This is a genomic window from Pseudomonas sp. NPDC089734, from assembly GCF_044748865.1.
In the GTDB taxonomy this organism is placed as follows: domain Bacteria; phylum Pseudomonadota; class Gammaproteobacteria; order Pseudomonadales; family Pseudomonadaceae; genus Aquipseudomonas.
Genome location: NZ_JBIVGV010000001.1, coordinates 47735 through 63895, shown reverse-complemented (window position 1 = coordinate 63895; position 16161 = coordinate 47735). Strand labels below are relative to the sequence as shown.

Here is a 16161-nt window from a genome sequence, read left to right as displayed (position 1 = left end):
GCGGAGTCATACGACATGGGTCGATTTTCCTTGAATCGTGCACGTCTGAAGGATGGACGTGCACCTCTACTCTTTAGCGCACACACAACGGCGGCAGCCATGGCGGCCCTTGCTCTGGCGGAGCTTGCGCAGTTCCATCATCCCTGGTGGGCCGCCATGACCGTCTGGCTGGTTGCCCAGCCGAGCCGTGGGCTTCTCATCGAACGTTGCCTGGCAAGGCTGGCCGGAACAGCTGTCGGCGCGCTGGTTGCAGGCGCGCTGCTCTACTGCTTCTTCGACTCCCCGAAGACCCTGCTCATTCTGCTCGGAATCTGGCTTGTACTGTGCGCCGGTATCGGAAACCTGTTTCGGCACTTCAGGAACTATGCCTGGGTGCTGGCAGGTTACAGCGCAGCCATCGTGTCCCTGTTCGGTCTCGCGGCCCCACAGCCCAATCCTGAGCTTGCGACAGAGCGGGTTGCCTGTACGGTCATTGGCATTCTGTGCTCGTTCGCTGTTTCCTGGCTCGTCACGCCGAAGTCCACATCGGCGGTACCGATGGAAGAGCAGCTCGAACGGCTAGTGAACACCGGCATTCGCTGGTGCATGTCATCGTTCTCTGTTTCAGGAGCGGAATCCGATGCGTGTCTCTCCCGAATACTCGGGATGATCAAGGCTCTGGATGAGTCATTTGACATGACTGTTGCCGGATCGCGCTCAGGGAAAAGAAAAGCCCTGCATGCCCGCCAGATTATCGATGCCTTGATCGTCGTACTGGCTGTCATTCATGAGCGGACGAAAGACAGGGAGCCAGCCCTCTGGATCATTGAATTCGATCACAGACGACCCGGAGCGGAAAACCTCGCAGCCCTGATTGAATGTGTGCAGCGTACATCCCTCAGAAATGTCGAGCATCATCAATGCCTGACTGCCCTTCTGGCACTTCACGATGCGCTGAAAGGTGAAAGAAAGCCCGTGAGTGGCTGGACCAGAGCGGTCAATCACGACTGGCGGGCTGCGGGTCTTTCCGCTGTGCGCCCACTTTCTGCACTGACGATCACCGCACTGATCTGGCAACTCACAGGCTGGGGCGAAGGTCCCGTCATGATGATGACGTCGGTGCTGTTTGCCTCGCTTCTTTCCAGTCACCCCAATGCCCGAAAAGCCGTAAAAGATGTCTTCACGGGCTCTCTACTCGGAGGCTGTACGGGGCTCATTGCACGAGCCTGGCTGGTTCCCGGGTCGGAAAACCCTCTGTTGCAGCTTCTGTCCATCGCGCCTTTTTTGCTGGTCGGAGCCTTTTTCATGGCTCGTCCGGGAACGGCAAAGATGGCCATAGACCTCAACATGACCTTTCTTCTCATGTCTCAGCCCGGCGCAGCCCTTGATAGCAGCCTTGAAAGCCTTCTGCCTCAAGCCATGGCGATCCTGCTGGGCGTATTGGCTGCCGCAGCCAGCCTGCTCTTATGTCAACAGACACACCCGGAAAACACCCGCCTGGCCCTGGCACGGCGCATCGCCCAACAGACGCTGAAAGCCGCCAGATCAACCAGACCGACATCGGCATACAGGCGAACACGCCACCTGCTCGTCTCTCTGGTGTTGATCGATGGCACTCCAGATGACCTTGTGAAAGCTGCTTTTTCCTGCATGGCCGCCACTGCGCCCTACTGCCAGGAAGGCATCTTTCAAGCGCCGACGATACTCGAAAAGGCAAGCAATGAAGCACGAGCCGCCGCCCAGAAACTGATCGCACTCACCACTCACTCATCCCCTTGATCCCATACGGAGCCGACAATGAGCCTGATACTCAATCCATGGCAGGACTTCTCTGGACAATTCATCGCAGGCCGATGGTGCCCGGGAAGTACCGGTAAAGTCCTGTCCGACCGGAACCCTTATGACGAAACACTGCTGGCACAAATCAGTCTGGCCAGCCAGCAGGACCTGGACACTGCTTATCAGGCCGCTGCACAGGCTCAAAAAGAATGGGAAGCCTTGCTGCCTTCGGAGCGTGCCAGCGTCTTTCATCGTGCAATCAGCATCCTGGACAGCCGCCACGAAGAAATCGTCAGTTGGCTGATTCGCGAGTCCGGCAGTACCCGTACCAAGGCTGAAATCGAATGGTCGGCAGTGCGCGCGACGATGCTTGCCGCAGCAGCCATGCCCTTTCGTGTCCAGGGCCGGATCTTGCCAGTCGACATTCCCGGCAAGGAGAGCCGTGTCTACCGAAAGGCTCTGGGTGTGGTGGGTGTAATCAGTCCCTGGAACTGGCCCATGCACCTGTCCAACCGTTCAATAGCCCCTGCCCTTGCACTCGGCAATGCCGTGGTGGTGAAACCCGCCGACGATACTCCGATAACCGGCGGCCTGTTGCTGGCTCGTATTTATGAAGAAGCCGGTCTACCGCCAGGTGTGTTGAATGTTGTCGTAGGCGATGTTGCCGATATTGGCGATGCCTTTACCTTGCACCCCATCCCGAAATTCATTTCCTTCACAGGCTCAACCCGGGTCGGCCGTCACATTGGAGGTCTGGCCATCAGCGGCCCGACACTCAAGCGCGTAGGCCTGGAGCTTGGCGGTAATGCTCCGTGCGTGGTGCTCGACGATGCCGACATCGAGTTGGCGGTCCAGGGTGCGACTGTCGGACGCTTTCTGCATCAGGGCCAGATCTGCATGAGCAGTAACAGGATCATTGTCGATTCCCGGATTCATGACCGCTTTGTCGAAGCCTTTGTCGAGCGTGTCCGGAACCTGAAAGTGGGAGATCCAAACGAAAGCGACACCGTGATCGGACCACTGATCAACCAGAGACAACTGACTGGCGCACTCACTCGAATAGAAGAAGCCTTGAGTTCACCTGCCCGGATGGTTTTGAGCGGTGCTCCTCAAGGACAGGTGTTACCTCCACACGTATTCGTCGATGTGTCCAACGACTCGCTGCTGGCACAAACCGAACAGTTCAGCCCGATCGCGCCAGTCATTCGTGCAAGAAATGAAGCCCACGCACTCGAAATGGCCAACACCACAGAATTTGGTCTTTCCAGTGCCGTTTTCACCAGGGATGAGGCACGAGGAGTGCGTTTCGCACTTCAGGTCGAGGCCGGCATGACCCACGTAAACGACATTTCCGTGAACGATGACCCCAGTAACCTGTTCGGTGGCGAGAAGAACAGCGGTATCGGGCGCTTCAACAGTGACTGGATCATTTCGGAACTCACCACCGATCACTGGGTTTCGATCCAGCACGGTCGCCGTCCTTACCCCTTCTGATCCAGCCCGTGAGGAAGCCTTACATGAATACACAGCCAACCGCCTCTTACTCGCTTAACGGGTGCCAGTACATCAACGGCACCTGGATCAGCGGACGCTCCAGTCGCACTCTCGACAATCGGAACCCCTATACCGGGGAACAACTGCTGGCCATGCCTCTGGCCTCCATCGACGATCTCAATAACGCCTATAGTGCTGCGCAAAACGCTCAATCCGATTGGGCGGCCACAACGCCAGCCCGCAAGACCGAGTTGCTGAACAACCTGGCTCGAGTCATCGAGCGACGGGCCGAAGAAATCACTGCATGGCTGATCAAGGAGTCCGGCAGCACACGTATCAAGGCCGGCTTTGAATGCAATACGACGCTCAATCTGGTTCGCGAATGCGCAGCCATGCCTTTTCAGGTAGAAGGGCGAATCCTGACCAGTCACAAGCCGGGCGAACAGAGTTTCGTCTTTCGTGAGCCATTGGGCGTCATTGGCGTCATCAGCCCGTGGAATTTCCCGCTCTATCTGAGCATGCGTTCGGTGATCCCGGCCGTTGCCCTGGGCAATACCGTAGTGCTCAAACCGGCCAGCGATACGGCCGTCACTGGAGGTCTTCTCATCGCTCACCTGTTTGAAGAGGCCGGTTTTCCTGCTGGCGTGCTCAATGTCGTGGTGGGTGCAGGCTCAGAGATCGGCGATGCCTTTGTCGCCCACAAGATCCCAAGCTTCATCTCCTTCACCGGTTCTACGGATGTGGGGCGAAACGTCGGGAGCATCGCAACCGGAGGCCAGTACATAAAGCGAGTAGCCCTGGAACTGGGTGGTAATAGCCCTCTGGTCGTGCTCGACGATGCAGATATCGAGATCGCGGCTCATGCGGCGGTTGTCGGCCGTTTTCTTCATCAGGGTCAGATCTGCATGAGTGTCAACAGGGTAATCGTCGACCGCAAGGTCTATCCGGAATTTGCCGCCCTGGTTGCCGAGCGGGTCAAAAAGCTCAAGGTGGGCGACCCCAATCTGGCGGATACCGTCATTGGTCCGGTCATCAATCAAGCGCAACTGGATGGTTTGCTTCGCAAGATCGACAACGCCCTCGGGGCAGGCATCAAATGCCTCGCAGGTGGCAAAGCCTCCGGACTCGTGCTTGCGCCTCATGTGTTCGGTGACGTACCAGCCCTGCAGGAGCTGGCCGTTGAGGAAACATTCGGCCCGCTGTTACCCCTGGTTGTCGCACAAGACGAACAGCATGCACTGGCACTTGCCAATGCTGGTGATTACGGTCTTTCAAGCGCAGTATTCACAAAAGACATGGCCCGTGGCCTGGACTTCGCTCGCAAGGTCGTGGCCGGGATGACCCACATCAACGACATCACCGTTGACGACCAGCCGAATGCGCCTTTTGGAGGCGAGAAAAACTCGGGGCTTGGACGGTTCAACGGTCATTATGCTCTGGACGAATTCACGCGTGCCCATTGGGTAACCTGGCAAGCAGGAGGACATCACTACCCGTTCTGATCGTACCGGTTCCGTTCAGCCATCGTTCGGCCCATGAGGCCGGACGAACATAACAAGAGAGAACAGGATGAATGCCCTTGCCAGTGTCTGTACCGATCAGTTTCTCCATTCAGACCGCCTGATGAAATGGCGTGAGTTCATGAGCACGCATCTGGGCAAAACCCCGGACTACATTCGCCGGCTGGAAAACACACACTTCGAGCCCATCAATGAGCGCCCTTTCACCGGGCGCCTTGAGTACGGTGCCCTGGGGAGCCTGAACTTCTGTCGAATGACGTGCAGCCCCCACCGTTTCTCCCGAAGCCTGAGCAAAGCCCTGGCGCCTTCCGATACGCCATGGCTGCTTATCCTGCAAATGAGTGAAGTCAGTCACTTTGAGCAGGGCAGTAAAAACAGCACATTGACCCCGGGAGAAATCCTTCTGCTGGACTGCGGTCGTCCATTCAGCGTGACCAGCGTCAAAGGCTGTGAATATCTCATGCTGCTGTGCCATGGGCTCGACGAGTCCGTGCATGAGACGAATGAGCTGCATCTGAACAATCGCAATGGACTGGGGCGCATGCTTCACCATCTGATCACCGATGCGTACGCACAATACGCCTTGCTGAACGATGCCACTTCCAGTCTGGTGGGCCAGAGCATCATTTCGCTTCTGGACAACACGCTGAACAATCAACGCCAGGAAGCCAGGCTCGAACATGATTTCCGGTATTTCAAAAAACACCGGATCAAATCATTCATTGAACACAACCTGGCAGAACGCGACCTGACGATTGAGCGCATAGCCCGGTTCGTGCAATGTTCTGTCCGTACCTTGCACCGGGTTTTCGAGGATGAAACCGCGAGCAGCCTCAGCGATTACATCTTGCAACGCAGACTTTCCCGTTGCGCCGAGGATCTGCGCAGCCCCGACAACCTTGCCCGCTCAATTACCGATATCGCCTATGGCTGGGGCTTCAACAGTAGCTCCCATTTCAGCAAGACATTCAAGACAGCCTATGGGGTATCACCCAAGCTGTTTCGGGAGTCTCGGATAAGGGGCTCGGCCTCAGGAGGACTCTGAAGCTGCATAGCCATGCAAGAATACCCGAACCGCATCCTCGACTGCCTGATCGATGTCCTTGTCCGAAGGTGTGCCTGTCTGCCCCCAGAGCTGGCGCTCAAAAAGATCACTTTCACACAGCGCCTTGAAGTGCAGAGTCAGGGCGCGAGGTTCTGCGGTTCGTAATCTCCCCTTTTCCAGAAGCCTTGCGAAGTTTCGGTCCAGATGTTCCAGGGTTTTTCGGGGACCATTCTCATAGAAAATACGGCTGAGCTCAGGGATGCGGCGTGCTTCGCCAATGATCAAACGGTCCAGTTCCATGACCGCGGGTGAAAGCACCAGCAGCAGGTAGTTTCTACCCAGCCCCCTCAGGGTCTCGACGATACCGGCGTCTTCGGGCAGCGCCTGCAGACGGTCCATGTCAGCCCTTCCCGCTTCAATGACAAAGGCCTCGAACACCGCCTCCTTGGACGCGAAGTAGTTATACAGCGTGACCTTGGAGCCACCGACTTTCGCCGCAATCTGCGCCATCGTCACGCTGTCGTAGCCTTGCTCAAGAAACAGCTGTCCGGCCGAGTCGATAATGGCCTGACGGCGTGCCTCTGTCTTAACTCTCATGCAGGTTCCTCTGGACTCGATAACATCGTGTGCTGGCAAGAATGCATTGCTGGCACAGCAAGTCAAAAGTGTACCTTACCGGACAGTTACGCGAACGTGACCATGAACCCGTTTTTATCTGTCGGCAAATGAGGCTTTCCCCTCAAGTGAGGCCAGACCTGCACGACGGAGCATTCATCGTGCCCAGCGAGGCAATGCAGGGCGACACGAACAGGTGGCCGCGATAAGCCCCGGCCAGCGTCCGGCCAGCCACGATTCCCCACATCACGACCAGCATCATCACCAGCACCACCCCCATGGCATTGAAAAACGCCATGTGCAGTACCGCGCCCAGTTTCAAGGTGCTGATCGCATACACCCCCAGCGGGAAGATAAAGCCCCACCAGCCCAGATTGAACGGAATGCCTGCCTTGAAGTAACGAAGGGTGATCAACAGGGCAAGCGCCATCCACCATAGCCCCAATCCCCAGAACAGAATACCGACGAGCAGGCCCATGCCCTGGGCAATCTCTCCGACGCCAGGCAGCCCCTGGGAAGCGAAGATCGCGGGTGCATCGCTCCCCAACACCAGCATGCCCAGAGCTCCGGTACCAATCGGCCCCAGCGACAGCCAGCTCGAGGCCGCCATGCTTTCGTGTGGCAGCTTGTGCAGGGCCATGCGCAGCAGCAGGATCACCAGAATGCTCAGGGCCACCGGAACCGAGTACGCCCACAACACATAGCTGGCGATAAGGACGGTGAACTGCTCGCTGGCGTCGGTCAGGTGAGGAGCAAGCAGACCGCCACTGGCCGCCGCCACTTCGGCAGCGACGACCGGCAAGAGCCAGACCGCCGTCATCTGGTCGATACGATGCTTCTGACGGGTAAACATCATGAAAGGAATCAGCACACCACAGGCCAGCGCCATGGCCACGTCGATCCACCACAAGGCCTGTGCCAGCGAGATCACGGACTCTCCCCAGCGCGGCAGCCCATACAGAAACAACCCGTTAATGATCGTGGCCAGCCCCATGGGGATCGTCCCGAAGAACATCGAGACCGTCGAATGCCCGAACACCTGCCTGGCTTCATGGAAAAACAGCACCCAGCGGCTCGCATACATCGCGCTGAACAACACGAACAGCCCCATATTGAAAAGCCACAAAGCCTCACCCACGGTCTTGAGCCAAGGCGCAGACAGTGGCAGTTGACCCAGCACCAGAGCCAGAATCCCGGTCCCCATGGTGGCCGCGAACCAGTTGGGCGTGAATTGCCTGATGGCTTCACGGGGCGTCGAAAGAGCCGCCAGTGGTCGGCCGCGTCCCCGGATCACTGCGGGCCTGATGTCGTTCATGTGTCTGTTCCTGCCTGATGACGTGAACAGAGTCTAGAAGCACCCTGATAATTATAAAAATGGGTAATATAGGTTTTGATTACCCATTTTTCAGGTAGATCTAATGAGGCTCAGCCTTCGTCAATTGCAGATCTTTTGCGCTATCACCCGGCATGGCAGCACCACCAGCGCCGCGCTGGCGCTGTCCCTTTCGCAATCGGCCACCAGCGCTGCGTTGAATGAGCTGGAAGCCGCTCTCGAAACACGGCTGTTCGACCGGGTAGGCAAGCGCCTGGTGCTCAATGACAATGGTCAGGCCTTACTGCCTCAGGCCAGAAAAATGCTTGAGAGCGCACAACAGATCGAAGCCGGCTTCCAGCCCGGCAATACGGAGATGAACACGCGACTGCGCGTAGGATGCAGCACGACGATCGGCAACTATGTGCTGCCGTTGATACTGGGGGAATTACGACAGTCGGTCCCTCTCTTGCGGGTCGACGTCGAAATGGCCAACAGCATGAGCATTGCCAGAAAGGTAGCGGACTTCGAGATCGACATGGGGCTGATCGAAGGCCCCTGTCGCCTGCCCGAACTGAGCACCGAACCCTGGCTGGTGGATGAGCTATTGATAGTCGCAGGCAGCCAGCATCCTCTGGCCCGGAAAGAAAGTGTCACACTCAGTGATCTGCACTGTGCCGAGTGGCTACTTCGTGAGCCGGGCTCAGGCACCCGCGAAGAGGTCGAGCAATTGTTACTGCGGCACCTGCACGATCTGTCCGACACCCGACAGATCGGCAGCTCGGAAGCCATCAAGCACACACTGGCCCAGGGCATCGGCATCAGTTGCCTGTCTCGCTGGGTCGTCGCCGACCTGCTGGCATCGCAACGCCTGAAATCCCTGGAAGGCAGCCTGCCACCGTTGACCCGACGCTTTTTCATGATCCGGCATCGAGACAAGTTCATCTCGTCGGGGCTTGAGTGCTTCTGGAACCGTTGCAGCCAGTTCGGAGAAAACCGTTTGCAGGGAGTGGAGTGAATGCAGCCATTGAGCGCACGCGAGGTGTATCAGCAACTGCGGGATACCGCCCAGGGCATTCGTCGCCTGCTGCCGGGACAACAGCTTGAAACCGGCTTGTTGCCCATCACGGTCGATGGATGGGACATGACCCTCGACTTCGACGGCAAGCACCTGCATCACTGCCTGAGTTGCCAGGATCCCGATGGGCGGGCATGGAGCCTCGATACCCAGCGTTTCGGCACGGACCCGGTCAGCCTGCTGAGCACCTGGGAACTGGCGCAGGTCGAGCGATTACTGACTCGAATCTGAGAGAAGGTTTTTTCTATTCAAAATGCCACTTTGTACTATCGTCAAAACAGCTTGTCCCTTACAGTCGCGACCTCCGGAAGCTGGCATGTTCAATACACGGCAAGGCACCGGATGGCTCTCATCCCGCAGTCAGAGTCTCTGAAGGCTTGTCAGAACCCAAGGTAAAACTCTCGTGAAGATCTTAGTAACAGGTGGTGCCGGCTTCATCGGCTCGGCAGTCATTCGACACATCATCACTCACACGACGGATTCAGTCGTCAACGTCGACAAACTGACCTATGCAGGCAATCTTGAATCCCTTCAGTCGGTGGACAAGAGTGAGCGTTACGCTTTCGAGCATGTGGATATCTGCAATCGTGAGGCAATCGACCGGGTCTTCCGCGATCACCAGCCCGATGCCGTGATGCACCTGGCAGCCGAGTCTCATGTCGACCGCTCCATCAGCGGGCCTTCCGAATTCATCCAGACCAATATCATCGGCACCTATACGCTGCTGGAAGCCGCTCGTGGTTACTGGGGCGGGCTGGACGATACACGCAAGGCGGCTTTCAGGTTCCACCATATTTCGACCGATGAGGTCTATGGCGACCTCGAAGGCCCGGAAGACCTGTTCACCGAAACCACGCCTTACCAGCCAAGCTCGCCCTACTCCGCCAGCAAGGCCAGCTCGGACCATCTGGTGCGCGCCTGGAGCCGGACCTACGGCCTGCCGACACTGGTCACCAACTGCTCGAACAACTACGGTCCCTGCCATTTCCCGGAGAAGCTGATCCCGCTGATCATTCTCAATGCCCTGGAAGGCAAGCCACTACCGATCTATGGCAAAGGTAATCAGGTCCGTGACTGGCTTTACGTAGAGGACCACGCCCGGGCGCTGTACAAGGTCGTGACCGAAGGCGAAATCGGTGAGACCTACAACATCGGCGGTCACAACGAAAAGCAGAACATCGAAGTGGTGCACACCGTCTGCGCCCTGCTCGATCAACTGCGCCCCGACTCGGCCTTCCGCCCTCATGCCGACCTGATCACTCACGTTCATGACCGCCCAGGCCATGACCTGCGCTACGCCATCGATGCCAGCAAGATTCAGCGCGAACTGGGTTGGGTTCCTGAAGAAAGCTTCGAGTCCGGCATCCGCAAGACTGTGCAGTGGTACCTCGACAACCCTGAATGGGTCGCTCACGTGAAAAGCGGCAGCTATCAGCAGTGGATCGACAAGAACTACGCGACGCGCACCGGGACTGTATGAAAATTCTTCTGCTTGGAAAAAACGGTCAGGTGGGATGGGAGCTTCAACGCGCCCTGGCTGTGCTTGGCGAAGTGATCGCGCTGGACAGGCACACCTCACAGACCGCTTATGGCGAGCTTTCAGGTGACTTGTCCAGTCCGGACAGCCTGCGAGACACGATTCGCCGTCTCCAGCCTCAGGTGATCGTCAATGCGGGAGCCTATACCGCTGTCGACAAGGCCGAGACCGAGCAGGAGCTGGCCCATCGGGTCAATGCCCTCGCCAGCCAGGCCATGGCGGAAGAGGCCCTGCGGCTCGATGCCCTCTTGATCCATTATTCGACCGACTATGTGTTCGACGGCACCGGCACGACCGCCTGGAAGGAAACCGATGCGGTTTCGCCCGTCAACCATTACGGCACAACCAAGCTCGAAGGCGAACGGCTCATTGCTGCATCGGGCTGCAAGCACCTGATCTTCCGCACCAGCTGGGTGTACGCCTCGCGTGGCAACAACTTTGCCAAGACGATGTTACGACTGGCCAGAGAACGCACGACGCTCAACGTCATCGCGGACCAGATCGGTGCTCCCACCGGTGCCGAACTGCTGGCAGATGTGACAGCAGTGGCCTTGCAACAAACCTTGAAACAACCTGAACTCGGCGGAATCTACCACCTGGCACCGGCGGGCGAAGTGTCATGGCACGCGTATGCGCAATATGTCATCGACGTTGCACGCGCACAGGGCGAAACACTGGCCGTCGAAACCGTCGCTCCCATCGGAACCGTCGACTACCCCACGCCGGCACGGCGCCCCTTGAACTCGCGCCTGAACACCGAGAAACTGCGCGAGGCTTTTTCCCTGCACTTGCCGAACTGGCAAAGCGGCGTAACCCGAATGCTCATGGAAGTACTGAATAAATGATCACGACCAATCGTAAAGGCATCATTCTGGCCGGAGGGTCAGGCACTCGCCTGCATCCGTTGACCCTCGGCGTCTCCAAGCAAATGCTGCCGATCTACGACAAGCCGATGATTTTCTACCCACTGTCGGTGCTGATGCTGGCAGGCATGCGGGAAATTCTGATTATCTCCACGCCTGACGATTTGCCCTCCTTCCGCAAGCTTCTGGGAGACGGCAGCCGGTATGGCATCGAGCTCACTTACGCCGAGCAACCCAGCCCTGACGGACTCGCACAAGCCTTTCTGATCGGTGAAGAATTTATTGGCAAGGATCCGTGCTGCCTGATCCTGGGCGACAACATTTTCTACGGCCAGCATTTCTCGGAAAAACTGCATGCCGCCACGCAGCAAAGCCATGGCGCAACCGTATTCGGCTATCACGTTTCCGATCCCGAACGTTTTGGCGTAGTGGAGTTCGACGAGAACGGCCGCGCCTTGAGCATCGAAGAGAAACCGGCAGAACCCAAATCCAGCTATGCGGTTACCGGGCTGTACTTCTATGACAATCAGGTTGTCGAGATCGCGAAGAACATCAAACCTTCGGCACGTGGCGAGCTGGAAATCACCGACGTGAACAGCGCCTACCTTGAGCAGAAGAACCTGACGGTGGAAGTGCTCGGACGTGGCTTCGCCTGGCTTGATACCGGCACCCATGAGTCTCTGCTGGAGGCCAGCCATTTCGTCCATACCATCGAACAGCGCCAGGGCTGGAAAGTGGCGTGCCTTGAAGAGATCGCCTACACCCATGGCTGGATCACGTCCGAACAACTGAGCGAACAGGCTGAAAAGCTGAAAAAGACCGGTTATGGGCAATACCTGAAAAAACTGCTGAAACCAGGTTCCTTCTGACACAGCCTTACGGAATGCGTCGGTTCAGAAAGCTGACACCGACGCAAACCGCTCTCTTCTCATGATGGATCCTCGTCCGTCAGGTCCTTGACCGCATTGATGTTGTTTTCTACAAGCGTCTTCAGTTTCTCCAGGAATATCAGGTTGCTCATCGGGTCCTGGGCATAGGCCATGAACGTTTCCTTGAATCGCCCATAACGCAACTCATCAAGCTCCAGCTGATTCTCGAAGAACTCTTCACTCGGTATTTCGCTCCTGCCTTGCCCCTGGGCTTTTTTGAGAAACGAGACCCCCGCATACACATGCAACTCATCAATGCCCCAGTCAGGCACAAACGCCTTGCTTTCAGGGGAGAGAAAGTTAGGACGATTGATAATATCCACCGTCTGTTTCAGCCACCTGACAGGTGTATCAAGGAAGTCCTTGGCCAGGGTGGAGCCATCGTAAACAGGCCAGTAGGAGGTGAAATAATCTTCAAGAACATAATACCCCCCCGGTAACACCCACTTGATCAGCGAGAACAGACTGGTCAACTGATCCGATCGTTTGTGGCTGCCATCATCGATAATCACATCGAAAGGCCCGTGCTGCCTTGCAAAGGCCTCCAGCGCAACGGGGTCACCCTGGTCGCAGACAAAGGTCTTGATCCGCTCCGAGTCCAGTGCTGTCTTGGGATACAGGTCGATGCCATAGATATGTGCAGAGGGAAATACCCTTTCCCATAACTTCAAAGATGCCCCACCTGTCTCCCGGTCCTCCCCGCCGATACCGATCTCAAGCAGCCTGAAAGGGCGATCAATATAATCCAGCAGGTGGGCGGCATAAAAAACATGGTAATTGTGTGGTGAGACCTTATCGCACCCGAACTCATGACCCGCGACTCTCAAGGCCTCGATGAAATCCTCTTTGATACTCATCCCGAAAACACCTCTTTGATAAAGTCACGGTGCTCCTCGGTCCACGTTTCACACCAGGATTTTGGCCAGTTGATATTTGAATGTTCATACCTTGCCTGAACATCTCGTGTGCGCAGAGCCCCTTCTTGAAGAGCATTTGAAATGTCATGCATGTCAGGGCGAGCGGGAATGATGTTTTCTGAGATGTCCTTCAGGTACCGGGAGGTCTTGGTTTCGAATGTATTGGTTACGACAATCGCGCCAGACGCCGCAAGGTCCATGGGAATAAGACTCGGATGAGGCGAGGACATCAAGGTCAGACATAAATCAAACGTCTTGGTGATGGTCTTGTACTCGTCCAGTGTCATGCGCGGTAGCTGTTTGACTTCTACGCCCCTCGCCAAGTGAACCGTCGTATTGCCGATCCCCATGCCATAAAACTCCCATTCCTCTGGGTTGAAGGCACCTTTTGAATACGCATCAATCAAGGCCAGGGCCGCCATTTCAAACATGTTCCGATTGACCGCCGGGCGACTGTAAAAAACAAAACGCTTGCGCGGTGCACTTTTCTCCCTGGCAAACTCATGAAAAGAGTAGATGGATGAAGAGCAGGCGTTATCAAAACTGATGGCTTTATACTTTATATCCGAAGAAATGATCCCGTGGCACTTGAGGTATTCAAGCAGTGCACGTGATGACGACAAGGTGTGATAGTGAAAGTCATAGGAATTTCTTGCCATGCAGTACAGGGTATTGAAGGGATGAAAACCTGCTTCAAAATCCTGGATCAGGTAAAGAAATGGCTTGCTGCCCGTGGCCTTCGCTATATGATTTGCGAAATAGGCACTGTACCAGACCGTCGCGACACTGTTGTCGTGTGGAGACACCACAAAGGGTTCCGTACGGGAACCGATATAGGCCACCTCAACTTCATTCATGAGGTTTTCCATGGAAGGAAACTTTTGCAAGGCCTGCCTGAACTCGGCTTCCACATAATAAAAGTTATCGAACAGCACCAGGCGTACCAGGAAACCCTGTTGTTTGATAAACAGTGCAACATTGAAAACACCAAAAAAACCGGCCGAAATGGTGCTTAAGGTAAAGGCAGGGACCAGTACATTGATACGTTTGGGGGCCTGGTCATCGACCACAATATCCGGCGGATCGTAAGCACGATTGACCATCAGGTTCAGCAGATGCGCGTCGTAGACCTGTGGATGTTCTATTTCCGATTTTTCCTGCTCACGCATCATGTCCGCCAACGGAAAGACCATATTGATCAGCTTGAGCAGGTAATAAGCCACTCTGACCCGTGTCGGTAATACGGATGGCGACTTCTGTTCACGAAGGGTCGACAATGCCAGGCGGCAGGCATACGCCCCCAAGACTTCGAATGCTGTAAGTTTCATGAATCTCAGAACACGGGCCTTACTCATACCGTCCTCCGATGCTGGTCACTCCCACCACTTCTCCGGCTTCCAGCTTTATTGTCTTGTTGCAGAACTTGTGGATCAGCTCCCTTGAGTGAGAGGCCATGATGACAATCCTGGAACGGGTCATCATGGCCTCCATGCGTTGCCGTGCCTTGTCCTGAAACGCCTCATCTCCGACACCAAAGACCTCATCGATCAATAGAATGTCACTGGGGTACAACGTGGAGATGGAAAACAGCAACCTGAGCTGCATACCTGACGAATAGGTCCTGACAGGAAGATCGAGATAACCTCCCAGCCCCGAAAACGCTTCAAGCTCATGAATGTCGGCTTTGACTTGATGCAACGAATACCCGTACAACCTTGCCAGACGCTCTATATTCGTCCGACCGGTCAGTTCATAGTCCGTGCCAGCCCCCAGCTCAAACAGGGATCTGACGGTTCCCTCGACACTCCGGGTTCCATGGCTGGGCGTGTAAATACCTGCCAATACACGCAGCAGACTGCTTTTTCCGGCACCGTTGTGTCCGATCAAACCGATACGATCGCCATCCTTGAAGCGGACATTGATATCTTTCAATGCATGAATATGCACCGTATGCCGATCGTCGCTGGAGATCATTCCGCCCGTCGTCATGTGAACCAGTTGACGACGCAATGACCCATTAAGCTCAGTCATCACAGGAAAAGTCAGCGAAACATTTTCAAGTTCGATAGAGGCCATATCAGATCCAGAAAACGATGTTTCTTTTACTGTGGCCAAATACAAGGGCTGCGACACCCCAGCCTGCAAGCCCCAGCAAAGACATGCTCAAGTATTCATGCGGTGCGACCGGTAACGAAACAAGCGGGTTCTTGACCAACGAAAAAAGTGTGGCAATCGGGTTATAGTTGAACCACGGCACGCTGGCTGCAATATCGGACCGCTTATATAGAATAGGGGTCAAAAAAAACAACATGGGCATCAAGGCATCTATTGCAGGCCCCAGGTCCCGGAAACGAGCCCCCAATGTCGACACCAGCAACGATATCCAGCCCAGGTTGACAATGACAATCAAGAGGCCGAGCAAAGCCCATAACGCCCCGAAAAACCCGGGAAATCCGTATATAGAAAACACCACCAGCACAATACTGAAATTATGAAAAAGATTCACAAGGTGCTTCATCAGCAGCCGTAACGAGTGAATGAAAAAAGGAAGAGAGTAGTTACGAATAATCGCTGATTGATGACTAAAACAGCCCGCAGACTCCGAAATCACACCCGAGATCATGAACCACAGCACAAGACCGACCGCCAGATTGGGGAGCATGATCGACAAGTCGATATTCATGACGGCGCTCCAGACGAAACCAAGTCCCAATACGCCCAGCGCCGTTCCAAGCGTTATCCACCAGGGGCCCAGCATGCTTCGTGTGTATCGTGCTTTGGTGTCACTCAAGGCGAAATAAAGCCAGACTTCTCGTCGACGTAAAGCAGAAACTATATCGTTCAGCCCTTCGTTCATGTTTGCGTCCTGTACAGTGCCCTCCCCTGACTGCCGTACTTCCGCCACTCACTCAATAGCAACAGTTATTCAAACGCTTTTCTGAACTGTTAAATCATTGAGACATCTTTATAACGATCCCATAAACATTCCATCTGTAGCCTAGACGTCAACCCTGAACGCTTCAACTACCGTTTATTCTTGACCGTCCTTCATGCCCCTCTTTTTATGACACTGAATATAGTCAGTGACTCTTC

Annotated in this window: 15 protein-coding genes; 9 read left to right on the top strand and 6 right to left on the bottom strand. The window is 55.6% G+C overall.

Annotation, left to right across the window (positions count from 1 at the left end; genetic code table 11):
* Positions 1 to 15 precede the first annotated feature (15 nt).
* The 4 genes from ACIPY9_RS00275 (at position 16) to ACIPY9_RS00260 (ending at position 5817) form a co-directional block, all read left to right on the top strand.
* Positions 16 to 1758: an FUSC family protein gene (locus tag ACIPY9_RS00275; RefSeq protein WP_400696149.1), complete on the top strand. Its 1743-nt coding sequence runs from the start codon at positions 16 to 18 to the stop codon at positions 1756 to 1758.
* Between the two features lie 18 nt (positions 1759 to 1776).
* Positions 1777 to 3252 carry an aldehyde dehydrogenase family protein gene (locus tag ACIPY9_RS00270; RefSeq protein ID WP_400696147.1) on the top strand — a complete coding sequence of 492 codons (1476 nt, stop codon included), beginning with the start codon at positions 1777 to 1779 and terminating at the stop codon, positions 3250 to 3252.
* 23 nt (positions 3253 to 3275) lie between these two features.
* Complete coding sequence (locus ACIPY9_RS00265; RefSeq protein WP_400696146.1) at positions 3276 to 4754, top strand: aldehyde dehydrogenase family protein; 1479 nt, start codon at positions 3276 to 3278, stop codon at positions 4752 to 4754.
* A gap of 67 nt (positions 4755 to 4821) precedes the next feature.
* Positions 4822 to 5817, top strand: coding sequence for a helix-turn-helix domain-containing protein (locus tag ACIPY9_RS00260; protein WP_400696144.1), 996 nt, complete (start codon positions 4822 to 4824; stop codon positions 5815 to 5817).
* Here ACIPY9_RS00260 and ACIPY9_RS00255 read toward each other — a convergent pair.
* Both ACIPY9_RS00255 and ACIPY9_RS00250 read right to left on the bottom strand, forming a co-directional pair.
* Entirely contained in the window at positions 5803 to 6414 is a 612-nt protein-coding gene (locus tag ACIPY9_RS00255; protein WP_400696143.1) for a TetR/AcrR family transcriptional regulator, read from the bottom strand. The two genes, ACIPY9_RS00260 and ACIPY9_RS00255, sit on opposite strands and share 15 nt — an antisense overlap.
* 142 nt (positions 6415 to 6556) lie before the next feature.
* Positions 6557 to 7747: a TDT family transporter gene (locus ACIPY9_RS00250; RefSeq protein ID WP_400696141.1), complete on the bottom strand. Its 1191-nt coding sequence runs from the start codon at positions 7745 to 7747 to the stop codon at positions 6557 to 6559.
* Between the two features lie 103 nt (positions 7748 to 7850).
* Between ACIPY9_RS00250 and ACIPY9_RS00245 the strand changes: the two genes are divergently transcribed.
* From ACIPY9_RS00245 to rfbA, 5 genes are all read left to right on the top strand, one after another.
* Positions 7851 to 8762: a LysR family transcriptional regulator gene (locus tag ACIPY9_RS00245; protein WP_400696139.1), complete on the top strand. Its 912-nt coding sequence runs from the start codon at positions 7851 to 7853 to the stop codon at positions 8760 to 8762.
* Positions 8763 to 9053, top strand: a complete 291-nt coding sequence (locus tag ACIPY9_RS00240) for a hypothetical protein (RefSeq protein ID WP_400696138.1) — start codon at positions 8763 to 8765, stop codon at positions 9051 to 9053.
* Positions 9054 to 9225: 172 nt separating this feature from the next.
* A complete protein-coding gene (gene rfbB / locus ACIPY9_RS00235; RefSeq protein WP_400696136.1) occupies positions 9226 to 10302 on the top strand; it encodes a dTDP-glucose 4,6-dehydratase in 1077 nt (358 codons plus the stop codon).
* Positions 10299 to 11204: a dTDP-4-dehydrorhamnose reductase gene (gene rfbD / locus ACIPY9_RS00230; RefSeq protein WP_400696135.1), complete on the top strand. Its 906-nt coding sequence runs from the start codon at positions 10299 to 10301 to the stop codon at positions 11202 to 11204. Before rfbB ends, rfbD begins: the two co-directional genes overlap by 4 nt.
* Positions 11201 to 12091 carry a glucose-1-phosphate thymidylyltransferase RfbA gene (gene rfbA / locus ACIPY9_RS00225; protein WP_400696133.1) on the top strand — a complete coding sequence of 297 codons (891 nt, stop codon included), beginning with the start codon at positions 11201 to 11203 and terminating at the stop codon, positions 12089 to 12091. Before rfbD ends, rfbA begins: the two co-directional genes overlap by 4 nt.
* A gap of 59 nt (positions 12092 to 12150) precedes the next feature.
* Here rfbA and ACIPY9_RS00220 read toward each other — a convergent pair whose 3' ends face one another.
* Genes ACIPY9_RS00220 through ACIPY9_RS00205 form a run of 4 tightly spaced genes read right to left on the bottom strand, consistent with a single transcriptional unit; the run spans position 12151 to position 15925 of the window.
* Entirely contained in the window at positions 12151 to 13008 is an 858-nt protein-coding gene (locus ACIPY9_RS00220) for a hypothetical protein (protein WP_400696131.1), read from the bottom strand.
* The gene (locus ACIPY9_RS00215) at positions 13005 to 14423 is read right to left on the bottom strand and encodes a hypothetical protein (RefSeq protein WP_400696130.1); all 1419 of its coding nucleotides are present in this window, start codon (positions 14421 to 14423) and stop codon (positions 13005 to 13007) included. The genes ACIPY9_RS00220 and ACIPY9_RS00215 overlap by 4 nt, the downstream gene beginning before the upstream one ends.
* Positions 14416 to 15099: an ABC transporter ATP-binding protein gene (locus ACIPY9_RS00210; RefSeq protein WP_400696129.1), complete on the bottom strand. Its 684-nt coding sequence runs from the start codon at positions 15097 to 15099 to the stop codon at positions 14416 to 14418. Before ACIPY9_RS00210 ends, ACIPY9_RS00215 begins: the two co-directional genes overlap by 8 nt.
* 46 nt (positions 15100 to 15145) lie before the next feature.
* Positions 15146 to 15925: an ABC transporter permease gene (locus ACIPY9_RS00205; protein WP_400696127.1), complete on the bottom strand. Its 780-nt coding sequence runs from the start codon at positions 15923 to 15925 to the stop codon at positions 15146 to 15148.
* Between the last annotated feature and the right edge of the window lie 236 nt (positions 15926 to 16161).